Genomic DNA, 22,280 nt, shown 5'->3' on the forward strand with positions numbered 1-22,280 from the left:
TGCCGCGCGGGAGCTGCCGGGCGGCAGCTGTCGGGCGGCAGCTGTCGGGCGGGAGTTGTCAGGCGGGCGTCGACACGCCCGCCTCGGCACCCGCTGCGACGCCGCTCGCTGTGACGCCGGCCTCGACGCCGCCCGCCGCGACGCCCGCTTCGAGGTCTTCGACGCCTTCGCCGAGGACGAAGCCGGGGTCGACCTGCGCCGCCAGGTCGAGCCCGGTGCGCTCATTGCCCCACGACTCGGCGTTCTTCAGGTGGAAGTGCACCATCTGGCGCATGTAGCGCTCCGGGTCCCGCCGCTCGTACATGGCGTCCGCGGTGGCCCGCAGGGTCGCGAGCGCACGGGCGTTGGCCTCCTCCAGGAGGTCGAACCGCGGCGGGCGGCCCTTCTCCATGGCCCGCACCCAGTCCGAGCGCCCGACCGTGACCAGCAGGTCGTCCCCGACCTCCGCGCGCAGGAAGTCGATGTCGTCCTGCTCCTGGATCTTGTTGCCGACGACCTTCAGGGCGATGCCGTAGTCGCGGGCGTACTCCTTGTACTGGCGGTAGACGGAGACGCCCTTGCGGGTCGGTTCGGCGACCAGGAACGTCATGTCGAAGCGGGTGAACATGCCGGAGGCGAAGGAGTCCGAGCCCGCGGTCATGTCGACCACCACGTACTCGTCGGGGCCGTCGACGAGGTGGTTCAGGTACAGCTCCACCGCTCCGGTCTTGGAGTGGTAGCAGGCGACGCCGAGATCGGCGTCGGTGAAGGGGCCGGTGACCATCAGGCGGACGGCGCCGCCGTCGAGCTCCACCGGGCGCGCGCAGGCGTCGTAGACCGGGTTGGGCTCGCGCACCCGCACCAGCCGCGAGCCCCGCCCCGGCGGGGTCGTCTTGATCATGCTGGCGGCGGAGGCGATGCGCGGGTTGCCGCCGCGCAGATAGTCCTTGATCAGCGGCAGCCGCTCGCCCATGGCGGGCAGCGCGGCCGCCTCGGCCTCGTCCAGGCCGAGCGCGGGGCCGAGGTGCTGGTTGATGTCCGCGTCGATCGCGACGACGGCGGCCTTGGCCTGGGCGAGATGGCGGATGAAAAGGGAGGAGAGCGTGGTCTTGCCACTCCCGCCCTTCCCGACGAAAGCAATTTTCATGTTCACCAAGCGTAGTTGAGTGATAGCTGTATGTGGCATGACTGAGTGAAGAAGACCACTCCTTCGTGGGGTCTGCCGGTCGGGTGCGTAGGGTCGTACTCATGAGTACGACAGGCGCGAACGCCGATCCGCTCGCGGCCCTGGGCGCACTGCCCGGCGTGGCCGAGTCCGTGGAGTCCGTGCGCAAGGCCGTGGACCGGGTCTACGGGCACCGGATCATGCGGCGCCGCAGCAACGAGATCACCTCCGAGGCCGCCCTGCGCGCCGCCCGCGGCTCGGCGGCGCTCTCCGGCGCCGACTGGGCGCTGGAGGAGGTGCGGCGGCGCACCGACTTCGGCACCGACGACGAGGCGCGGGTCATGGGCGCGGCCCTGCGGCTGACGGCCGAGGCGGGTCAACTGCTGTCCATCTGGCGGCAGTCGCCGCTGCGGGTGCTGGCCCGGCTGCACCTGGTGGCCGCGGCGAGCGACGAGAGCCGGGTCGGCCGGCCGCGCCAGGCCGGCGAGGCGGTGGACGAGCCGCTGGTCGAGATGCCGCTGCCGGACGCGCGGGAGGTCTCCGGGCGGCTGGACGGACTCGCGGACCTGATCATCGCGGGCAGCTCCGCCCCGGCCCTGGTGACGGCGGCCGTGGTGCACGGCGAACTGCTCGCACTGCGCCCCTTCACCTCGCACAACGGGCTCGTCGCGCGCGCCGCCGAGCGGATCGTGCTGATCGGCAGCGGCCTGGATCCCAAGGCGATCTGCCCGGCCGAGGTCGGCCACGCCGAACAGGGGCGCGCCGAGTACCTGGCGGCGCTGGACGGCTATGTCTCGGGCACTCCCGAGGGCATGGCGGCCTGGATCGCACACTGCGGGCGCGCGGTCGAGTTCGGGGCGCGGGAGTCGACGGCGGTGTGCGAGGCGCTTCAGCGCGGCGCGGCCTGAGGTTTCGCGGCCGGGCGCGGGCAGAGGCCGGCCGGGTGCGGACGAAGATGCGGCGGTACGAGTGCTCGTACCGCCGCTGGCATGAACGCCCGGTTACCAAGCGTCCTCGATAACTCGCCCATCAGGACGGGGACTTTGCCCGTACCTGGTGCGGCTGGCCCGTAATCGACGGGTCGACGTCGCGTGGGTGCCCGGTGTTCATGCGGTGGTCCGTGGGCCATTTGCGTAGTGGTTGGGGATCCTCTCGGATGTCCATGGTCGCGCGGGCCGCTGATTTCTTTGTACCGCGCGGTGCGGACAAGCGGAACCCCTGCCCGCACTTCTTTACTTTCGGGTGCAAGCAGGGGCGAAAAGGGCGCTCAGGGGCGCGCGGTACGTGCCGTCAGCCGGGGCTCGTCATACGGTGCCCCGGCGCCGGTTGGCGTACCAGACGAGGCCGGCCGTCGCGGCCGCCGCTCCCACGGCCGCCGCCGCGACCAGTGCGGGGCGCGGCGGCACGGAGAGGGTGGGCAGCCGCTTCTTGAGCGGGACGGGGCGGCGGAACTCCAGGACCGGCCAGTTGCGCGCGACGGCCTCGCGGCGCAGCGCCCGGTCCGGGTTGACGGCGTGCGGGTGCCCGACCGCCTGGAGCATCGGCAGGTCGGTCGCCGAGTCGCTGTAGGCGAAGCAGCGGTCGAGGTCGTAGCCCTCGGAGGCGGCCAGTCCGCGGATCGCCTCCGCCTTGGTCGGGCCGTAGGCGTAGTACTCCACCTCGCCGGTGAAGCAGCCGTCCTCGCCGACGACCATGCGGGTGGCCACCACCCGGTCCGCGCCCAGGAGTTCACCGATCGGCTCGACCACCTCGGCGCCGGAGGTGGACACGATCACCACGTCCCGGCCGGCCGTGTGGTGCTCCTCGATGAGCGAGGCGGCCTCGTCGTAGATGATCGGATCGATCAGGTCGTGCAGGGTCTCGGCCACGATCTCCCGCACCTGCTGCTGGTTCCAGCCCCGGACCATGTCCGAGAGATAGGCGCGCATCCGCTCCATCTGGTCATGGTCCAGACCGCCGGCCAGGAACACGAACTGGGCATAGGCGGTGCGCAACGCGGCCCTGCGGTTGATCAGCCCGCCTTGGTAGAAGGACTTGCCGAAGGTGAGTGTGCTGGACTTCGCAATGACTGTCTTGTCCAGGTCGAAGAAGGCCGCCGCGCGGGGCAAGGAGTGGTTTTCCACGCCCCTGAGCATAGGCGCCCACCATTCGGCGTAAGGTGGGGCGTGTGGGTTTGCCTGAGAAGGCTCTCGGGTACACCATGGAAGTCACGGATCGTTCGCGACCGTGCTAACCCGGTCCGGCTCCTCCCCCCCCGAGTCGGCCGTGGGGACGACCCCCGCTCTCCCCCCCGGCGGGGGTCGTCGCATGTCCGGACGGGTTTTTCCGCCTCTTTCCTTCCCTCGTACGGCCGAGCGGCCGGCGCTTCCGCGTCGCGACCGCCGCTTTCGCGCGCCCATGATCCGTTACTCCGGGTAATCGTAGGGCTGCGCTGTGGATGCCGCACAGCGGTCGGTACCGGCGTCACCGGTTCGGGTGACGCAGTTATTCACAGGGCCTGAGTTGTCCACGGTTTTCGACCAAGATCCACACGATTTCGCGGATCGGCGCACGGTGATTCCCACGCGCTCCCGCCGCGGCGAGTTCACGGCCGGTTCCGTTTGCGGGAGGCGTATGGCCGATTCCGGTCGGCCGTTCATGTCGCCGTTCATGACGTTCATATGGAAGCCGCCCGCCGGTTCTCCACATGTCGGGAAATCGCGTGGCCGCGGGGCCGCGCGGCGAAGGGGGAACACCGTGTCCGGAACCATCACCCATGACCCACCGGCCGCCCGCGGCGGCGGTCCGCTCATCGTCACCGAGGACGCCGCGCTCCTGGACGACCTGCTGCGCCTGTGCGCGGCCGCGGGCGCGACACCCGAGGTGCACCACGGCGTCCCCGACCAGGGCGACACCTGGGCGGCGGCCCCGCTCGTGCTGGTCGGGGACGACGCCGCCCACCGGCTGCTCGGGGCCGCGCGCCGGCGCCAGGTGGTGTTGATCGGCCGGGACAAGGAGGACCCGGACGTATGGCGGCGCGGCATGGAGATCGGCGCCGACCATGTGCTGATCCTCCCCGAGGGCGAGCAGTGGCTGGTCGACCGGATCGCCGATGTCGCCGAGGGGGTCGGCCGCCCGGCCCTCACCGTCGGCGTGATCGGCGGCCGGGGCGGGGCCGGCGCGTCCACCCTGGCCTGCGCGCTCGCCGTCACCGCCGCCCGCGAGGGGCTGCGCACCCTGCTCGTGGACGCCGATCCGCTCGGCGGCGGCCTTGATGTGCTGCTCGGCGGCGAGGGCGCCGAGGGCCTGCGCTGGCCGGCCTTTGCCGCCTCCCGCGGCCGGGTCGGCGGCGGCGCCCTGGAGGAGTCGCTGCCCGCGCTGCACTCCCTGCGGGTGCTCAGCTGGGACCGGGGCGACTGCGTCGCCGTGCCGCCGCAGGCCGTGCGCGCGGTGCTCGCCGCCGCCCGGCGTCGCGGCGGTGCCGTCGTGGTCGATCTGCCGCGCCGCCTGGACGACGGGGTCGGCGAGGTCCTCGCCCAGCTCGACCTGGCCCTCCTCGTCGTCCCCGCCGAACTGCGGGCACTCGCCGCGGCCGGCCGGATCGCCACCGCCGTCGGCATGGTCGTCCGCGATCTGCGGGTCGCGGTGCGCGGGCCGTACGCGCCCGGTCTGGACGACCGCGAGGTGGCCCGCCTGCTCGGCCTGCCGCTCGCGGGGGAGGTGCCGGTGGAGCCCGGCTTGCTGCGGCCGAGGGGCGGCGCGAAACCGCCGGGCGCGAGCGGACGCGGCCCGTTGGCCCGGTTCTGCACGGGGTTCTGGGAGCGGGCGCTGGTGGAGTCCGGGGGTGCGAGGTGAGCGGGCTCGGGGGGCGTGAAGTGAGCGGGGTCCGGGGGCATGGGACGAGCGGGGTCCTGGGACGCGGGGCGAGCTTCGACGTGCCCGGCCAGGCCGCCCTGCTCGACGGGGTGCGCCGGCGGCTCGCCGAGAGCGGCGCCGAACCCACCCCGGCGCGGGTCGCGCAGGCGCTGCGCGCACAGGGGCGGGTGCTCGGGGACGCCGAGGTCCTCGGGGTGGCCGAGCGGCTGAGATCCGAACTGGTCGGCACCGGGCCCCTGGAGCCGTTGCTCGCCGATCCCGAGGTCACCGACGTACTGGTGTCCGCGCCCGACCGGGTGTGGGTGGACCGGGGCGGCGGCCTGGAGCTGACGCCGGTGACCTTCCCCGACGCGGCGGCGGTACGACGCCTCGCGCAGCGGCTCGCCGCGGTGGCCGGACGCTGGCTGGACGACGCCCGGCCGTGGGCGGACGCCCGGCTCCCCGACGGCACCCGGCTGCACGCGGTGCTGCCCCCGGTCGCCGTCGGCTGTACCTGTCTGGCCCTGCGGGTGGTACGGCCGCGGGCCTTCACCCTCGCCGAACTGGTGGCGGCCGGCACGGTCCCGCCCGGCGGCGACCGGATCCTGCGCGCCCTGCTGGCCGCCCGGCTGTCCTTCCTGGTCAGCGGTGGCACCGGCAGCGGCAAGACGACGCTGCTCAGCGCCCTGCTGGGCCTGGTCGGCGCGGATGAGCGGATCGTGCTCGCCGAGGACTCCGCCGAGCTGAGACCCGACCATCCGCATGTCGTCCGGCTGGAGACCCGGCCCGCCAACCAGGAGGGCGCGGGCCTGGTCACCCTTGAGGACCTGGTGCGCCAGGCCCTGCGGATGCGGCCGGACCGGCTGGTCGTCGGAGAGGTGCGCGGGCCCGAGGTCGTCCATCTGCTGGCCGCGCTCAACACGGGCCATGAGGGCGGCTGTTGCACGGTCCACGCCAACACGGCCGGGGACGTACCGGCCCGCCTGGAGGCGCTGGCCACGGCCGCGGGGCTCGACCGCGCCGCCCTGCACAGCCAGTTGGCGGCGGCCCTGTCCGTGGTGCTCCACCTGGTGCGGGACCGGTCCGGACGGCGCCGGATCGCGGAGGTGCACGTCCTGGAGCGGGACGCCACGGGGCTGGTGCGGACGGTGCCCGCGCTGCGGTGGGGTGAGCGGGCGTTCGTGCGGGAGAAGGGGTGGGGGCGGTTGGCACGGCTGCTGGGTGGGGCCGGGGAGTTCGAGGACGGCTTCGGTGACGGCGTCGGCGGCGGCGAGGGTGACGGGCCCGGCGACAGCTTTGGCGGCGATGGTGACGGCTTCGGTGGGGGCGAGGGTGACGGGGGCTTCGGTGGGGGCGAGGGTGACGGGTGAGATGTCGATGGGGGCCGCGCTGATCTGCCTCGGCGCGCTGGGATGGCTGCTGTGCGAGCGGCACCACGGGACGCGGCGGGCGCGGCTGCTGCTGGCCGGGGGCGGGGGACCGGGGGCCGGTCCGTCGGTACAGGACCAACTCGTCTCGGCGTTACGGCGGTTGCGTGCCCGTTGGGGAATCGAGTGGTGGGCCCTGGCCGCCGGGCTGCTGCTCGCCCTGCTGGGCGCCTCGGTGATTCCGGTCGTCGCGGGAGCGGCCGGGGTGCCCGTGCTGCGCCGGGTGCGGCTGGCCGGGGAAGCGAGACGCGACCGGGAGCAGCGGGTGGACCGGGTGATCGCCCTGTGCGGGGCGTTCGCCGGTGAGGTGCGGGCCGGACGGCAGCCCGGCGAGGCGCTGCTGCGGGCGGCGCGGGACTCGGGCGGGCTGGGCGAGGCAGAGGCAGCCGTGGTCGCGGCGGCCCGCTTCGGCGGGGACGTGCCCGGCGCCCTCGCCGCGGCGGCCCGGCAGCCGGGCGCCGAGGGGCTGCTCGGGCTGGCCGCGTGCTGGCGGGTGGCCGTCGACCAGGGCGCGGGGCTCGCGGCCGGCCTCGACCGGCTGGACGGCGCCCTGCGTGCCGAGCGGGACCAATGTGCGGATCTACGCGCCCAGTTGGCGGGCGCCAGGGCCACCGCCGTCCTGCTCGCCGCCCTTCCCGCCCTCGGCCTCCTGCTCGGCGCGGCCATGGGCGCCGCCCCGCTGCGGGTCCTCCTGCACAGCGGCCCCGGCCTCGGCTGCCTGCTGACCGGCGCGGTGTTCGAGACGGCCGGGCTGTGGTGGTCCGCGCGGATCGTGCGGGCAGCGGGGGCGGCGTGAGCGGCTGGTCCGGGACGCGGAGAGAGGTGAGGGCGTGAGCGGGGATGTCGTGCACAGGCTGGGGACGGCCGCGGTCCTGGCGCTGGCGCTCGGCTGGGGCGGCCGGCTGGTGGTGTCGGTCCGGCGGGGACGCCGGGCGCGGCAGCGGGCGGCCGGGCTGCTGGCACCGGGGGCCGGGACGGAGAAGCCGCCGCCCTGGCCCGTCCTGGACGCGGTACGGCGATGGCTGCCGCCCGTGGGCGCGGCGGGCGGGGTGTGGGTGCTGGTCGGCGGCGCCGTCGGGGCTTTGCTCGGGCTCGGCGTCGGTGCCGTGCTCTGGCGCTGGCGGGCCCGTCAGGTGGCCGGGAGCGGGGCGACGGCCGTCGATACCGCCGAGGCCGCGCGCCAACTGCCGCTCGCCGCCGATCTGCTGGCGGCCTGCATCGCGGCCGGCGCCGGGCCGGTGGTCGCCGCGCAGGCGGTGGGGGAGGCCCTGGGCGGTCCCGCGGGGCGGGCGCTGGCGCGGGGCGCGGCGGAGGTGCGGCTCGGCGGCACACCGGCGGACGCCTGGCGCGACCTGGCCGCGCTGCCGGGCGCGGGCGCCCTGGCACGGCTGCTGGAGCGGGCCGACGAGTCGGGGCTGCCCGCCGCCGCTCCGGTGGCCCGTATCGCCTCGGACACCCGCGCGGAGTGGAGCCGCACCGCGACGGCACGGGCCCGGCGGGCGGCCGTACTGATCTCCGCGCCGGTGGGGCTGTGCTTCCTGCCCGCCTTCGTGGCGCTCGGGGTGCTGCCCGTGGTGATCGGACTGGCGGGCGGGGTGATGGCGGGGAGGTGAGGGGCGGCGGTGGACGCCGTGGAAGACGACCGACCAGAACGTACATGTGAGGCAAGGGAGTTGAAGTGAACAGGAAGATCGTCAAGGTGCTGGCGGGGGTGCGGCGGGTGTGCCGTCGGGACTCCGGGATGGTGACCTCCGAGTACGCGATGGGGATCATCGCGGCCGTCGGATTCGCGTTGCTGCTCTACGAGGTCGTCACCAGCGGCCAGGTGCGGGCGGAGCTCCAGTCCATCGTGAAGAAGGCCCTCAGTGCGCGGATGTGAACGGGGCTCGGACGGTGGGTTCGTGACGGCGGAGGCGGCCATGGTGCTGTGCGTGCTGGTGGCGTTCACGATGGCGCTGGTCTGGGGGCTGCTCGTGGCGGCGGCGCAGATCCGGTGCGTGGACGCGGCCCGCGCCGGCGCACGGGCCGCCGCCCGCCAGGACCCGCCCGCCGCGGTGCTGTCGGTGACCCGCCAGGCGGCGCCGCGCGGGGCCCGCGTGACGGTCGGGCGGGAGGGCGACCAGGTCCGGGTGACGGTGGTCGCGAGACCGCCGGTGCTCGGCGGGCTGCCCTTCGAACTCCGCGAGGAGGCCGTGGCGTTGGCGGAGGAGACGGTCGGAGAGAGGGGTGCGGTGCCGTGAGGCGGCAGGGGGCGCGGGCATGGAGCCGCTGGAATCGGGCGCGGGCCCGCGGCCGGCACTGGAGTCGGGGCCGGGACCGGGTTCCGGCTCGGCGGCCGGCGGGACGGTACGGCTCCGACCGGGGTTCCGCCTCCGTCTGGGGGCTCGGGGCGATCGCGGTGCTCTGCGTGGTGTTCGGCGCGGTGCTGGCGCTCGGGCACGCCGTCACCGTCCGGCACCGGGCGGCCGGCGGCGCGGACCTGGCGGCACTCGCGGCCGCGGACCACTGGGCCGAGGGCGGCGGGCCGGCCTGCGCCCGAGCCGGCCGGGTGGCGTCGGCCCAGGGGGTACGGCTGGTGCGCTGCGCGGTCGAGGGCGAGATCGCGGACGTGACCGCGGCCTCGGGAAGCGGCCCCTTCACGGCGGAGGTCCGCTCCAAGGCCGGCCCGGCAGGCCCACCGCCCCCCGCCCCGCCGGAACCCGCTCGGCAGCTCCTCGAACCGCCACACTCCGCCCCGGAGAACCGGTGACGCGGGCACCGGGCGAGCCCGCCCACCGGCACTCGGGCCGCCGCTCCAGGTGCGCAGGTACTCGGGGCCGCCGGTTCCAGGCCCCGTGGCCCCGGCCTGGTTGTCAAAGCGTCCCCGTCACCCGATCCGCTCTGCCCCCGGCGTCAGCCCCCCCGTCCCGAAGCGGGCGCCGGTTCCCCCGGTGGGGTTTCTGGCTCCGGCTTCTCCTCCGGTGGTTGTGGTGCGTCGCGCAGCAGGGTCGTCAGGAGGCGGACCGCACCGCGTTTGTGGAGGGGGTCGTTGCCGTTGCCGCACTTGGGGGACTGGATGCAGGAGGGGCAGCCGGCATCGCACTCGCAGGAGGCGATGGCCTCGCGGGTGGCGGTGAGCCAGGCGCGGGCGGTGTGGAAGGCGCGCTCGGCGAATCCCGCGCCGCCGGGGTGGCCGTCGTACACGAAGACCGTCGGAAGGAGGGTGTCGGGATGCAGCGGCACGGAGACGCCGCCGATGTCCCAGCGGTCGCAGGTCGCGAAAAGCGGCAGCATGCCGATGGAGGCGTGCTCGGCGGCGTGCAGGGCGCCGCCGAGGATCTCCGGGCTGATCCGGGCCTCGTCCAGCTGGTCCTCGGTGACCGTCCACCACACCGCGCGCGTGCGCAGCGTACGGGGAGGGAGGCCGAGTTTCGTCTCGCCCAGCACCTCGCCGGTGATCAGGCGCCGGCGCAGGAAGGAGACCACCTGGTTGGTGACCTCGACGGAGCCGTAGCAGAGCCGGCCCGCGCCCCAGGGGATCTCGGTGTCGGTCTCCAGGACGGAGATGGCGGTGGTGTCGCGGGCGACCGTGGAGTACGGCGGCTCGGCCTGCTCGACCAGGGCGACCGACTCCTCCAGGTCCAGGGAGCGCACCAGATAGGTGCGGCCCTGATGGAGGTGGACCGCGCCCTCGTGGACGGTGGAGTGCGCGGCGGCCTCGTCGACCGTGCCGAGCAGGCGCCCCGTGCCCTCCTCCACGATCTGCACCGGGCGCCCGCCCGCGCCGCGGATGTCGGTGAGGTCGGCGGCCCGTTCCCGGCGGGTCCAGTGCCAGGCGCGGGTCCGCCGGCGCAGCAGCTTCGCGGCCTCCAGCTGCGGCAGTACGTCCGCGCAGGCGGGACCGAACAGGACGAAATCCTCCTCGGTCAGCGGGAGTTCCGACGCGGCGGCGCACAGGTGCGGGGCGAGGACGTAGGGGTTGTCGGGGTCGAGGACGGTCGACTCCACCGGCCGGTCGAACAGGGCCTCCGGGTGGTGGACGAGGAAGGTGTCCAGCGGATCGTCCCGCGCGACGAGGACCGCGAGGGCGCCCTGCCCGGAGCGTCCCGCGCGCCCCGCCTGCTGCCACAGGGAGGCCCGTGTGCCCGGATAGCCGCAGATCACCACCGCGTCCAGCCCGGAGACGTCCACGCCCAGCTCCAGGGCCGTGGTGGCGGCGAGCCCGAGGAGTTCCCCGGAGTGCAGGGCGCGTTCCAGGGCGCGCCGCTCCTCGGGGAGGTAGCCGCCGCGATAGGCGGCGACCCGCCGGGCCAGGGAGCGGTCGACCTCGGCCAGTTTCTCCTGGGCGATCACCGAGATCAGCTCGGCGCCGCGCCGGGAACGTACGAAGGCGACCGAGCGCACGCCCTGCACGGTCAGGTCGGTCAGCAGATCGGCGGTCTCGGCGGTGGCGGTGCGGCGTACCGGCGCGCCCTTCTCGCCGTGCAGCTCGGTGAGCGGCGGCTCCCACAGGGCGAAGACCAGCTCGCCGCGCGGGGAGGCGTCGTCGGCGACCTCCACCACCGGCAGACCGGTCAGCCGGCGGGCGGCGACGGCGGGTTCGGCGGCGGTCGCGGAGGCCAGCAGGAAGACCGGGGAGGAGCCGTAACGGGCGCAGACGCGGCGCAGCCGGCGCAGCACCTGGGCGACGTGCGAGCCGAAGACGCCCCGGTAGGTGTGGCACTCGTCGATGACGACGTACTTCAGCGACTTCAGGAAGGAGGCCCAGCGCGGGTGGGCGGGCAGTATCCCGCGGTGCAGCATGTCGGGGTTGGTGAGGACGTAGTTGGCGTATTGGCGTACCCACTCGCGTTCCTCGTACGGGGTGTCGCCGTCGTACACGGCGGGGCGGACCGCGCTGCCCAGCGGTTGTGAAAGTTCCTTCACCGCCCGGCACTGGTCCGCCGCGAGCGCCTTGGTGGGGGAGAGGTACAGCGCGGTGGCGCCTCGGCCGCCCGCCCGTCGCCCGTCACCACCCCCGGCAAGCGCTTCGCGCTGCTGTGTCCATCGGGTGGGTGCTCCGGAACCCTCCAGAAGGGTGGACAGCACGGGCACGAGGTACGCGAGGGACTTGCCGGAGGCGGTGCCGGTGGCGACGACCACCGAATCGCCGTCCAGGGCGTGCTCGGCGGCCAGCGCCTGGTGCGCCCAGGGATGCTCGATGCCGCACTCCTGTACGGCCGCGATCACCTCGGACCGAATCCGGTCAGGCCAGACGGCATGGCGGCCCGTGCGCGGGGGCAAGTGCTCCGTATGAGTGATGCGCGCAGCCCGGCTCGGACCGGAGGCGAGCCTGTCCAGGACAGCGCCCGGCGACGGGCGGGACGCCGGGTCCGGCACGGGTCGATCGGATCGGTGATTCTTGGCCATCGGCACCGAGTGTGTCACTGGCGTGACGGACAATGGAGTCAAGGCGTCGTACACGCACGCCGGTAAGTGATTGAATGCCATCGCGGCTGGCGTTGCGTCCCGAGGGCCGCACGTCAAGATGCCCGAGGGGCGACCGCTCGATAGCAAGGTGCTGGAGGATCCGTGGACCTGTCCCTGTCGACCCGTACCGTCGGCGATCGTACGGTCGTCGAGGTCGGTGGCGAAATCGATGTATACACCGCGCCCAAGCTGCGCGAGCAGCTGGTCGAGCTGGTGAATGACGGCAATTTCCACCTTGTCGTCGACATGGAGGGCGTGGACTTCCTCGACTCCACCGGACTCGGCGTGCTGGTCGGCGGCCTGAAGCGAGTGCGTGCCCATGAGGGCTCGCTGCGCCTGGTCTGCAACCAGGAGCGCATTCTCAAGATCTTCCGTATCACCGGCCTCACCAAGGTGTTCCCGATCCACACCTCGGTCGAGGAAGCGGTGGCGGCCACCGACTGACCCGATCCGGCCGACCCTGCCGCCGACGTCTGCCCGCGGCGGGGCCGCCGGTGGGTCATGCCCGGTTCCGGCCGTCGTGCCCTGTCTCGCACCCCGTAGGGGGCTGTGCCGGGTGCGTCCGGGTGGATCCGGGTATCGAAGTTCATGAGGGGCGGGTCCGGCGAGCCCGCCCGACCGCAGTCCCGTAGTCGTGAGGGGGATGCATGGCCACCGTCGAACTCCGCTTCAGCGCGCTGCCCGAGCACGTCAGGACCGCCCGCCTGGTGGCGGCCGCGGTGGCACGCAGGGCCGGAGTGGACGAGGCCGTTCTGGACGAGGTGCGGCTCGCCGTGGGCGAGGCGTGCTCCCGTGCCGTGGGGCTCCACCAGACCAGCGGCATCGACGCGCCGGTGAAGGTGGCGCTGATCGAAGAGGAGAAACAGTTCTCCATCGAGGTCGGCGACGAGGCTCCGCACGCGGTTCCCGCCGAGCAGGTGACCCATGGCGCCGCCGCGGACGCGGACGTGGAGGCCGAGGAGGACGAGATGGGCCTCGCGGTCATCAGCGGCCTCGTGGACGACGTCGAGGTCACCACCGGGGAGAACGGCGGACTGATCCGCATGACCTGGCCCGCCGCCTCGTCGACGGTCACCGTCGGCTGAGGCCGTCCCGCCACGCGACGACCCGAACACACGACCGGATCAGGGCCCTGCTCGGCAGGGCCCTGATCGTGTTTCAGGCAGATCATTTCCGGCGCCTCCCGGAATTCGTGAAGGAATTCACGATCAATAGCCGTATCATTCGATCAAGATTCCATGGGATCGACGGCGTCCGTCAATGCTTTTGAGGCATTACCTCTTTCGAAGTCGGTCACCGGTGCATGCAGGCCACTTCCGTTTACCGTGCTCTTTTGGCATCACCCTGGGGTACCTACAATCCGTCCACATCTTGAGCTCAGCCCAAGCGTCAAGGAGGACGAATGGCGGGGCTTTCTTACCCCTCTGAGTTTGACCACCCCACATACCTCGCGGCCGCGGTACTCACCAACGGCAACAGGGTCATCGTGGCCGTCATCGCGGCGGTGGCCCTCGCCGCGCTGGTGGTCGCGGGGATCCTGGTGCGCCAGGTACTCGCCGCGGGCGAGGGCACCGACAGCATGAAGAAGATCGCCGAAGCGGTCCAGGAAGGCGCCAAGGCGTATCTCGCCCGGCAGCTGCGCACGCTCGGCGTATTCGCCGTCGTCGTCTTCTTCCTGCTCCTGCTGCTGCCCGCGGACGACTGGAATCAGCGTGCCGGGCGCTCGGTGTTCTTCCTGATCGGCGCGGTGTTCTCGGCCGCCACCGGCTATATCGGCATGTGGCTCGCGGTACGCAGCAATGTGCGGGTCGCCGCCGCGGCACGGGAGGCGACTCCGGGCGAGGGCGAACCCGAAAAAGACCTCACGACCGTCTCGCACATCGCGATGAAGATCGCATTTCGCACGGGCGGTGTGGTCGGCATGTTCACGGTGGGCCTCGGCCTGCTGGGCGCCTCCTGTGTGGTGCTGGTCTACGCCGCCGACGCGCCGAAGGTCCTGGAGGGCTTCGGCCTCGGCGCCGCCCTGATCGCCATGTTCATGCGAGTCGGCGGCGGCATCTTCACCAAGGCCGCGGACGTCGGCGCCGACCTGGTCGGCAAGGTCGAGCAGGGCATCCCGGAGGACGACCCGCGCAACGCCGCCACCATCGCCGACAACGTGGGCGACAACGTCGGCGACTGCGCGGGCATGGCGGCCGACCTCTTCGAGTCGTACGCCGTCACCCTCGTGGCCGCGCTGATCCTCGGCAAGGCCGCCTTCGGCGACTCCGGGCTCGCCTTCCCGCTGCTGGTGCCCGCCATCGGCGTGATCACGGCGATGATCGGCATCTTCGCGGTCGCCCCCCGGCGCGCCGACCGCAGCGGCATGACCGCGATCAACCGCGGCTTCTTCATCTCCGCGGTGATCTCCCTCGTCCTGGTCGCCGTCGCCGTCTTCGTCTACCTGCCGTCGAGCTACGCCGGCCTCAGCGGAGTGACGGACGCGGCGATCAAGGGCAAGGACGGCGACCCGCGGGTCCTCGCCCTGGTCGCGGTGGCCATCGGCATCCTGCTCGCCGCCGTCATCCAGCAGCTGACCGGGTACTTCACCGAGACCAACCGGCGCCCGGTCCGCGACATCGGCAAGACCTCCCTGACCGGTCCCGCCACCGTCGTCCTGTCCGGCATCTCGGTCGGCCTGGAGTCCGCCGTCTACACCGCGCTGCTCATCGGGCTCGGCGTGTACGGCGCGTTCCTGCTCGGCGGTACGTCGATCATGCTCGCGCTGTTCGCGGTCGCGCTGGCCGGCACCGGCCTGCTCACCACGGTCGGCGTGATCGTCGCCATGGACACCTTCGGGCCGGTCTCCGACAACGCCCAGGGCATCGCCGAGATGTCCGGCGACGTCGAGGGCGCGGGCGCGCAGGTGCTCACCAACCTGGACGCGGTCGGCAACACGACCAAGGCGATCACCAAGGGCATCGCGATCGCCACCGCGGTGCTCGCGGCGTCGGCCCTCTTCGGGTCGTACCGCGACGCGATCACCACCAATGTGCAGGACGTCGGGGAGAAGCTCAGCGGGCCCGGCGCGCCGCTGAGCCTGTCCCTGGACATCTCGCAGCCCAACAACCTGGTCGGGCTCATCGCGGGCGCCGCGGTCGTCTTCCTCTTCTCCGGACTGGCCATCAACGCCGTGTCGCGGTCGGCGGGCGCGGTGGTGTTCGAGGTGCGGCGGCAGTTCCGGGAGAAGCCCGGAATCATGGATTACACGGAGAAGCCCGAGTACGGCAAGGTCGTAGACATCTGCACCAAGGACGCCCTGCGGGAGCTGGCCACGCCCGGTCTGCTCGCCGTGATGGCGCCGATCTTCGTCGGGTTCACGCTCGGTGTCGGCTCGCTCGGCTCCTACCTCGCCGGCGCGATCGGCGCGGGCACGCTGATGGCGGTGTTCCTCGCCAACTCCGGCGGCGCCTGGGACAACGCCAAGAAGCTCGTGGAGGACGGCCACCACGGCGGCAAGGGCAGCGAGGCCCACGCCGCCACGGTGATCGGCGACACGGTCGGCGACCCCTTCAAGGACACCGCGGGCCCGGCGATCAACCCGCTGCTGAAGGTCATGAACCTGGTCTCGCTGCTCATCGCGCCCGCGGTGATCAAGTTCTCCTACGGCCATGACAAGAACCTCGGCGTGCGGATCGGGGTCGCGATCCTCGCGCTGCTGGTGATCGGCACGGCCGTGTACATCTCCAAGCGGCGCGGCATCGCCGTCGGTGACGAGGAAGAGGAGAGCACCGAGCGGGTCGCCAACTCGGCCGACGCGGCGGTGGTTTCGTAGGTTTAGGAGAGAACCTGCGCAAAGAGCGGGCGGGCGGTGCGTTCCCTGGGGCGCGCCGCCCGCCCGTTCGCGTGTGCGGGCACGGGTCCCGTCGTATGCGCCGGTGCGACCCTGTCGTGAGCCTTCTCTCGCGCAAAAAGTAATAAAAGGTACTTAGGGGGCGATCGGTGTGCGGAGGGTGTGCGTCCGCCGTGTAGGGTCCGGGGCCCGAGAGCCATGGAAGGGACCAATCCGGTGAACAAGAAGCTCGCGGCCGCACTGTCCGGCGGTGCGGTACTGGTGGCTGCGCTGTCGGGATGCAGCAGCAACAGCGCCCCCAAGGGGCCCGACCCCAAGCTGGTCTCCTGGGCCAAGTCGGTGTGCGACGCCGTACCCGCGCAGGACGCGAAGATCAAGGCGGCCAACGCGGCGATCTCCACGACGGCGGCCGACACGGCCAAGCCCGAGACGCTCCAGAAGACCGACTCCAAGGCATTCCAGGACATGGCCGACGGCTACAAGGCGATCGCGACCGCCGTCAACGAGGCCGGCGCACCCCCCGGAGTCACCGGCGGCGCCAAGCGGCTCGGCGATGTCGTGAAGAGTTTCAACAGCCTCTCGGCCTCCTACGCCGACCTGAAGAAGCAGGTCGACGGCCTGGACACCAAGGACCAGGCGAAGTTCGCCTCCGGGCTGCACGACGTCGCCCAGCAGATGACCGAGCTGGAGAAGAAGCACCAGAGCGGCACCGAGTCCCTGAAGGCGCTCCAGCAGGGCGAGGTCCAGGACGCCATCGCCCAGCAGCCCAGCTGCAAGAAGGTCGCCTCCGCGGCGTCGTCCTCGCCCTCCGCGGCGTCCACGGCGGGCTGACCGGCGCCCGAGGCATGACGTCCGCGGCGGGCTGACCGCGCCCGGCGCGGGTGGGGGACGGCGCGGGTGGGGGATGGCCGCGTGCGCCGGGTTGTGTGCGCCGTCCCCCTCGGCCCGCGCGGGACACAATGGGACCGTGACTGACTCCGCACTCGCCCCCCTGCCCGCCGCCGACCGCCCCGAGGCCGCCGCGCGCCTGCGGGACGCGCTGCTGGCCGCCTCCTTCACCGCCGACGGACTGCTCGAACTGCTCGGCGCGCCCGCGTACGCGGCCCTGGCCCGCAGCGAGACCGTGCCCGCGCTGCGCGCCACCCGTGGCGACACGCCGCTGGAGACCCTCGTACGGCTCCTCCTGCTCCAGCAGCCCGTGCCCCGCGCGCGGGTGGCCGCCGTGCTCCCCGTCGAGGAGGCGGTCGAGGCCGGGTGGCTGGTGCGGGTGGGCGGCGACGAGGTGGCCGCCACGGTGGATGTACGGCCGTACGGCGGTCCCGGCGGCGAGGACTGGTTCATCGTGTCGGACCTGGGCTGCGCGGTCGGCGGCGCGGGGGGCATCGGGCAGCGGGCCGAGGGTGTCGTGCTGGGGGTCGGCGGGGCGTCCACCACGCTCGCCGGCATCACCGTGCGCACGCCGGTCGCCGCCGCCCTGGACCTCGGCACCGGCTCCGGCATCCAGGCGCTGCACGCCTCCCGGCACGCCACGCGCGTGACGGCGACCGACCTCAACCCCCGCGCGCTGCACATCACGGCGCTCACGCTGGCGCTCTCCGGCGCGCCCGCCGCCGAACTGCGCGAGGGCTCGCTGTTCGAACCGGTGCGCGAGGACGAGAAGTTCGACCTGATCGTCTCCAACCCGCCCTTCGTGATCTCCCCCGGCGCCCGGCTGACCTACCGCGACGGCGGCATGGGCGGGGACGACCTGTGCCGCTCGCTGGTCCAGCAGGCGGGGGAACGGCTGACCGAGGGCGGGTACGCGCAGTTCCTCGCCAACTGGCAGCACGTCGCGGGGGAGGACTGGCAGGACAGGCTCAGGTCGTGGGTGCCGCGCGGGTGCGACGCCTGGATCGTGCAGCGCGAGGTCCAGGACGTCACGCAGTACGCCGAGTTGTGGCTGCGGGACGCCGGGGACCACCGCGGGGACCCGGCGGAGTACCAGGCGCGGTACGACGCCTGGCTCGACGAGTTCGAGGCGCGCAAGGTCAAGGCGGTCGGCTTCGGCTGGATCACCCTGCGCAGGAGCGAGGCGGCCGAGCCGTCCATCACGGTGGAGGAGTGGCCGCATCCGGTGGAGCAACCGCTCGGGGACACCATCCGGGCGCACTTCGAGCGCGTCGACTATTTGCGTGAGCACGACGACGCGGCGCTGCTCGCCCACCACTTCAGGCTGGTCGGCGAGGTGGTGCAGGAACAGGTCGGGCTGCCCGGCGCGGAGGACCCCGAGCACGTCGTGCTGCGCCAGCACCGCGGCATGCGCCGGGCCACCAAGGTGGACACGGTCGGCGCGGGCTTCGCGGGCGTCTGCGACGGCACCCTCAGCGCGGGCCGCATCCTGGACGCCATCGCCCAGCTGATGGGCGAGGACTCCATCCGCCTGCGCGACCAGACCCCCGCCCAGATCCGACTCCTGGTGGAACAGGGCTTCTTGGAGCCGGTGACCTGAGGGGACGGCTCGGCGGGGGCGGCGAGGACGGGGGCCGACTGGGCTGGCGCGCGGGGTGGGGTGACTTGGCGGCGCGGCTGCATTCGGGCGGGCGTGTCCGCGTGGGGTCGGTGCGTCCGCCCCGGCTCGGCGAGCTTCGAGCTGGGCGGGCGGCCCCGCGAGGTAGCGGATCGTGCTGTTCGGCAGCGGCCGGGACCCGGAGTACGGCGCCTCGGAACCCGGCCCTGGACCCGTCCGGGACCGCCGCCCTGTTCCGCTCACGGTGAGCCGCGTCTGCCGTGTCCCGGCGGCTGCGGGCGAAGGCGCGTCCGTGTGGTGGTGGGCCGTCCGGCCGTGCGCGGAGGTGGGTTCGCCGTCCACGGTGACCGTCGTACGCGGGGGCGGCCTCCTGCCCCGTGCGGGCCCTCGGACGCAGGCCGTGCCCAGCCCGCCCCCGCGCCGGCAGCCCCGCCGCTCCCAGCGGGCCCCGGACGCGGCAGCGGCCCCCACCTCCGCAGCCCCTCCGCACCCCCCGCCCATGCCGCCCGCAGTCCCACGCGCCCCCCGATTGCAAAACGGCCGGAAAAATATCTGTCGCGAGCCGGACAGGCCGGATCATGATTCCCGGTCCGGTCGGGCGGTTGCCGGTGGTCCGTCGTTCACCCCGTCGTCGCCCGCCCGTCGCCCCCGCGTGTCAGTCTCGCCGCGCCGGGTGGAGTCGGAAGGGGTGGGCGGGGGATGGAGCAGGGGCCGGCGGCGTTCGTGGGGGCGGTGTTCGTGCTGTTCGGAGGGGCTCTCCTGGTGTGGACCGGGGTGCGGCTGCGGCGGGGTGAGGCGGTGGCCCTCGGTGTGAACCGGGTCGCATCCGCCACCCTCGCGAGCGTGGCCGGAACCCTCGCGCTGGCCCTCGGCGGCTACTGCCTCACGCGCCTGTGACGTCGGCGGGTGCCGGCCCGCCGGTGTGCCGCGAGAGTAGGAGGAGCGTCACGCTCCGGACAGACCCGGCAGGGGTACCCGGCAGTCCGGGCGGCAGGAATGCCGGTAGTCGGGTTACCGTTCGAGTGGCCGTTGTGGGCTTTTCCCGTTTGACACGGGGGCGGGATGTACCGTCACACTCCGCAGCGTCACACGTGCCAGCAGTACGTTGCGACCCCGGGACCAAGGCCTGGGGAGGCCACAGCGTCGACCGGAGAGAAGAGCGAAGTTGTCCCCGACCAGCGAGACCGCAGAGGGCGGCCGCCGACTCGTCATCGTCGAGTCGCCTGCCAAGGCGAAGACGATCAAGGGCTACCTCGGCCCCGGCTACGTAGTCGAAGCGAGCGTCGGGCACATCCGTGACCTCCCCAACGGCGCCGCCGAGGTGCCCGAGAAGTACACCGGCGAGGTGCGCCGCCTCGGCGTGGACGTCGAGCATGACTTCCAGCCCGTCTACGTGGTCAACGCGGACAAGAAGGCCCAGGTCAAGAAGCTCAAGGACCTGCTGAAGGACTCCGACGAACTCTTCCTGGCCACCGATGAGGACCGGGAGGGCGAGGCCATCGCCTGGCACCTCCAGGAGGTCCTGAAGCCGAAGATCCCGGTCAAGCGGATGGTCTTCCACGAGATCACCAAGGACGCGATCCGCGAGGCCGTCGCCAACCCGCGCCAGCTCAACCAGAAGCTGGTCGACGCCCAGGAGACCCGCCGCATCCTCGACCGTCTCTACGGCTACGAGGTCTCCCCGGTGCTGTGGAAGAAGGTCATGCCCCGGCTGTCGGCCGGCCGCGTGCAGTCCGTCGCGACCCGGCTCGTGGTCGAGCGGGAACGCGAGCGCATCGCCTTCCGCTCCGCCGAGTACTGGGACCTCACCGGCACCTTCGGCACCGGCCGCGCGGGCGACCCCTCGGACCCGTCGACCCTGGTCGCGCGGCTGCAGACCGTCGACGGACGGCGTGTCGCGCAGGGCCGTGACTTCGACTCCGTCGGGCAGCTGAAGTCCGCGAACACCCTGCACCTGGACGAGGCGACCGCGCGTGCCCTCGCCGCCGCCCTGGAGAACACCCGCTTCTCCGTGCGCTCGGTGGAGTCGAAGCCGTACCGCCGCTCGCCGTACGCGCCGTTCCGTACGACGACGCTCCAGCAGGAGGCCAGCCGCAAGCTCGGCTTCGGGGCCAAGGCGACGATGCAGATCGCCCAGAAGCTGTACGAGAACGGCTACATCACGTACATGCGTACGGACTCCACGACGCTGAGCGAGACCGCTATCGCGGCCGCCCGCGCCCAGGTCACGCAGTTGTACGGCGCCGACTACCTGCCCCCGCAGCCGCGGACGTACGCGGCGAAGGTGAAGAACGCGCAGGAGGCGCACGAGGCGATCCGCCCCTCGGGTGATCGTTTCCGCACGCCCGCGGAGACCGGCCTGACCGGCGACCAGTTCAAGCTGTACGAGCTGATCTGGAAGCGGACCGTCGCCTCCCAGATGAAGGACGCGACCGGCAACAGCGTGACCGTGAAGATCGGTGGCACCGCCGCCGACGGCCGGGACGTGGAGTTCAGCGCCTCCGGCAAGACGATCACCTTCCACGGCTTCCTCAAGGCGTACGTCGAGGGCGCCGACGACCCGAACGCCGAGCTGGACGACCGCGAGCGCCGGCTGCCGCAGGTCGCCGAGGGCGACGCGCTGTCCGCCGAGGAGATCACGGTCGACGGTCACGCCACCAAGCCCCCGGCCCGCTACACCGAGGCATCCCTGGTCAAGGAGCTGGAGGAGCGCGAGATCGGCCGCCCGTCGACCTATGCGTCGATCATCGGCACGATCCTCGATCGCGGCTATGTCTTCAAGAAGGGCACGGCGCTCGTGCCGTCCTTCCTGTCCTTCGCCGTCGTAAACCTTCTGGAGAAGCACTTCGGCCGGCTGGTCGACTACGACTTCACCGCCAAGATGGAGGACGACCTCGACCGCATCGCCCGCGGCGAGGCCCAGGCCGTGCCGTGGCTGAAGCGCTTCTACTTCGGCGAGGGCACCATCAGCGGCGCCGCGGCCGACGCGGGCAACGGCGACGGGGACCACCTCGGCGGCCTCAAGGAACTGGTCACCGACCTGGGCGCCATCGACGCCCGCGAGGTGTCCTCCTTCCCGGTGGGCAACGGCATCGTGCTGCGGGTCGGCCGCTACGGGCCGTACATCGAGCGCGGCGAGAAGGACACCGAGGAGCACCAGCGCGCCGACATCCCCGACGACCTGGCGCCGGACGAGCTGACCGAGGAGCTGGCCGAGAAGCTGCTGGCCGAGCCCAGCGGCGACGTCGAACTGGGCACCGACCCGGCCACCGGCCACCAGATCGTCGCCAAGAAGGGCCGCTACGGGCCGTACGTCACCGAGATCCTCCCCGAGGGCACCCCGAAGACCGGCAAGAACGCGGTCAAGCCGCGCACCGCCTCCCTCTTCAAGTCGATGACGCTGGACACGGTGACGCTGGACGACGCGCTGAAGCTGATGTCCCTGCCGCGTGTCGTCGGCACCGACGCCGAGGGCCAGGAGATCACCGCCCAGAACGGCCGCTACGGGCCGTACCTGAAGAAGGGCACGGACTCGCGCTCGCTCCAGTCCGAGGACCAGATCTTCACGATCACGCTGGAGGAGGCGCTGGCGATCTACGCCCAGCCGAAGCAGCGTGGGCGGGCCGCCGCCAAGCCGCCGCTGAAGGAGCTGGGCGAGGACCCGGTGTCCAAGAAGCCGGTCGTGGTCAAGGACGGCCGCTTCGGGCCGTACGTCACCGACGGCGAGACCAACGCGACCCTGCGCTCCGGCGACAGCGTCGAGGCGATCACCCCGGAGCGCGGCTTCGAACTTCTTGCCGAGAAGCGCGCGAAGGGCCCCGCCAAGAAGACCGCGAAGAAGGCACCGGCCAAGAAGACCGCGCCGGCGAAGAAGACCGCCGCCAAGAAGACGGCGGCGAAGAAGACCACGGCGAGCGCCGCGAAGAAGACGGCGGCGAAGAAGACGACCGCCAAGAAGGCGACGGCGGCCAAGTCCGCGGCTTCCGGCTCGGAGGACTGAGTCCCAGGAGTCCCGTCTCGCCCCGTGCACGCCCCGGCATCACTTTGGTGTCGGGGCGTGTGCATGCCAGGAGTGCGAGGTGTGGTGTC

General features: G+C 72.7%; 18 protein-coding genes. 15 read left to right on the forward strand and 3 right to left on the reverse strand.

The window, feature by feature from the left end; translation table 11 throughout:
- Positions 1-58 precede the first annotated feature (58 nt).
- Positions 59-1,126 (reverse strand): ATP-binding protein, encoded by a 1,068-nt coding sequence (locus AC069R_RS15530; protein WP_478767316.1) that lies wholly within the window; start codon positions 1,124-1,126, stop codon positions 59-61.
- A gap of 101 nt (positions 1,127-1,227) precedes the next feature.
- Between AC069R_RS15530 and AC069R_RS15535 the strand changes: the two genes are divergently transcribed.
- Positions 1,228-2,052: a Fic family protein gene (locus AC069R_RS15535; protein WP_478767317.1), complete on the forward strand. Its 825-nt coding sequence runs from the start codon at positions 1,228-1,230 to the stop codon at positions 2,050-2,052.
- Positions 2,053-2,448: 396 nt separating this feature from the next.
- On the opposite strand, the gene AC069R_RS15540 is transcribed toward AC069R_RS15535, so the two are convergent.
- Positions 2,449-3,279: an HAD family hydrolase gene (locus AC069R_RS15540; RefSeq protein ID WP_478767318.1), complete on the reverse strand. Its 831-nt coding sequence runs from the start codon at positions 3,277-3,279 to the stop codon at positions 2,449-2,451.
- Between the two features lie 601 nt (positions 3,280-3,880).
- Here AC069R_RS15540 and ssd point away from each other — a divergent pair.
- The 7 genes from ssd to AC069R_RS15575 all read left to right on the forward strand — a co-directional run bounded on the left by ssd (position 3,881) and on the right by AC069R_RS15575 (position 9,154).
- Positions 3,881-4,978, forward strand: coding sequence for a septum site-determining protein Ssd (ssd, locus tag AC069R_RS15545; RefSeq protein WP_478767319.1), 1,098 nt, complete (start codon positions 3,881-3,883; stop codon positions 4,976-4,978).
- 56 nt (positions 4,979-5,034) lie between these two features.
- Positions 5,035-6,348: a TadA family conjugal transfer-associated ATPase gene (locus tag AC069R_RS15550; protein ID WP_478767415.1), complete on the forward strand. Its 1,314-nt coding sequence runs from the start codon at positions 5,035-5,037 to the stop codon at positions 6,346-6,348.
- 7 nt (positions 6,349-6,355) lie between these two features.
- Positions 6,356-7,201 carry a type II secretion system F family protein gene (locus AC069R_RS15555; RefSeq protein WP_478767416.1) on the forward strand — a complete coding sequence of 282 codons (846 nt, stop codon included), beginning with the start codon at positions 6,356-6,358 and terminating at the stop codon, positions 7,199-7,201.
- 34 nt (positions 7,202-7,235) lie between these two features.
- Positions 7,236-8,018, forward strand: coding sequence for a type II secretion system F family protein (locus tag AC069R_RS15560; protein ID WP_478767320.1), 783 nt, complete (start codon positions 7,236-7,238; stop codon positions 8,016-8,018).
- 128 nt (positions 8,019-8,146) lie between these two features.
- Positions 8,147-8,284 (forward strand): DUF4244 domain-containing protein, encoded by a 138-nt coding sequence (locus AC069R_RS15565; protein WP_397987225.1) that lies wholly within the window; start codon positions 8,147-8,149, stop codon positions 8,282-8,284.
- A 22-nt stretch (positions 8,285-8,306) separates the two neighbouring features.
- Positions 8,307-8,645 carry a TadE family type IV pilus minor pilin gene (locus AC069R_RS15570; protein ID WP_478767321.1) on the forward strand — a complete coding sequence of 113 codons (339 nt, stop codon included), beginning with the start codon at positions 8,307-8,309 and terminating at the stop codon, positions 8,643-8,645.
- On the forward strand, positions 8,642-9,154 hold the full coding sequence (locus AC069R_RS15575) for an Rv3654c family TadE-like protein (RefSeq protein ID WP_478767322.1): 513 nt from the start codon (positions 8,642-8,644) through the stop codon (positions 9,152-9,154). Before AC069R_RS15570 ends, AC069R_RS15575 begins: the two co-directional genes overlap by 4 nt.
- 143 nt (positions 9,155-9,297) lie before the next feature.
- Here AC069R_RS15575 and AC069R_RS15580 read toward each other — a convergent pair whose 3' ends face one another.
- The gene (locus AC069R_RS15580) at positions 9,298-11,874 is read right to left on the reverse strand and encodes a DEAD/DEAH box helicase (RefSeq protein WP_478767323.1); all 2,577 of its coding nucleotides are present in this window, start codon (positions 11,872-11,874) and stop codon (positions 9,298-9,300) included.
- An 81-nt stretch (positions 11,875-11,955) separates the two neighbouring features.
- On the opposite strand from AC069R_RS15580, the gene bldG reads away from it, so the two are divergent.
- From bldG to topA, 7 genes are all read left to right on the forward strand, one after another.
- Entirely contained in the window at positions 11,956-12,297 is a 342-nt protein-coding gene (bldG, locus tag AC069R_RS15585; RefSeq protein ID WP_010986038.1) for an anti-sigma factor antagonist BldG, read from the forward strand.
- A gap of 203 nt (positions 12,298-12,500) precedes the next feature.
- Positions 12,501-12,938: an ATP-binding protein gene (locus tag AC069R_RS15590; protein WP_478767324.1), complete on the forward strand. Its 438-nt coding sequence runs from the start codon at positions 12,501-12,503 to the stop codon at positions 12,936-12,938.
- Between the two features lie 317 nt (positions 12,939-13,255).
- Positions 13,256-15,667, forward strand: a complete 2,412-nt coding sequence (locus tag AC069R_RS15595) for a sodium-translocating pyrophosphatase (RefSeq protein ID WP_478767325.1) — start codon at positions 13,256-13,258, stop codon at positions 15,665-15,667.
- Between the two features lie 216 nt (positions 15,668-15,883).
- On the forward strand, positions 15,884-16,516 hold the full coding sequence (locus AC069R_RS15600; RefSeq protein ID WP_478767326.1) for a small secreted protein: 633 nt from the start codon (positions 15,884-15,886) through the stop codon (positions 16,514-16,516).
- Positions 16,517-16,652: 136 nt separating this feature from the next.
- Positions 16,653-18,173, forward strand: coding sequence for a DUF7059 domain-containing protein (locus AC069R_RS15605; RefSeq protein WP_478767327.1), 1,521 nt, complete (start codon positions 16,653-16,655; stop codon positions 18,171-18,173).
- 717 nt (positions 18,174-18,890) lie between these two features.
- Positions 18,891-19,088, forward strand: coding sequence for a hypothetical protein (locus tag AC069R_RS15610; protein ID WP_478767328.1), 198 nt, complete (start codon positions 18,891-18,893; stop codon positions 19,086-19,088).
- A gap of 268 nt (positions 19,089-19,356) precedes the next feature.
- Positions 19,357-22,191: a type I DNA topoisomerase gene (topA, locus tag AC069R_RS15615; protein WP_478767329.1), complete on the forward strand. Its 2,835-nt coding sequence runs from the start codon at positions 19,357-19,359 to the stop codon at positions 22,189-22,191.
- Positions 22,192-22,280: the final 89 nt, after the last annotated feature.

The sequence above is a fragment of the Streptomyces sp. NPDC043952 genome (assembly GCF_056435325.1).

What these genes read in the sequence shown, in the direction of transcription:
- AC069R_RS15540 (WP_478767318.1), bottom strand. Translation starts at nt 3,279, where the DNA reads ATGCTCAGGGGCGTGGAAAACCACTCCTTGCCCCGCGCGGCGGCCTTC.
- AC069R_RS15595 (WP_478767325.1), top strand. Translation starts at nt 13,256, where the DNA reads ATGGCGGGGCTTTCTTACCCCTCTGAGTTTGACCACCCCACATACCTC.
- AC069R_RS15610 (WP_478767328.1), top strand. Translation starts at nt 18,891, where the DNA reads ATGGAGCAGGGGCCGGCGGCGTTCGTGGGGGCGGTGTTCGTGCTGTTC.
- AC069R_RS15535 (WP_478767317.1), top strand. Translation starts at nt 1,228, where the DNA reads ATGAGTACGACAGGCGCGAACGCCGATCCGCTCGCGGCCCTGGGCGCA.
- AC069R_RS15600 (WP_478767326.1), top strand. Translation starts at nt 15,884, where the DNA reads ATGGAAGGGACCAATCCGGTGAACAAGAAGCTCGCGGCCGCACTGTCC.
- AC069R_RS15565 (WP_397987225.1), top strand. Translation starts at nt 8,147, where the DNA reads ATGGTGACCTCCGAGTACGCGATGGGGATCATCGCGGCCGTCGGATTC.
- AC069R_RS15580 (WP_478767323.1), bottom strand. Translation starts at nt 11,874, where the DNA reads ATGGCATTCAATCACTTACCGGCGTGCGTGTACGACGCCTTGACTCCA.
- AC069R_RS15530 (WP_478767316.1), bottom strand. Translation starts at nt 1,126, where the DNA reads ATGAAAATTGCTTTCGTCGGGAAGGGCGGGAGTGGCAAGACCACGCTC.
- AC069R_RS15590 (WP_478767324.1), top strand. Translation starts at nt 12,501, where the DNA reads ATGGCCACCGTCGAACTCCGCTTCAGCGCGCTGCCCGAGCACGTCAGG.
- AC069R_RS15555 (WP_478767416.1), top strand. Translation starts at nt 6,356, where the DNA reads ATGGGGGCCGCGCTGATCTGCCTCGGCGCGCTGGGATGGCTGCTGTGC.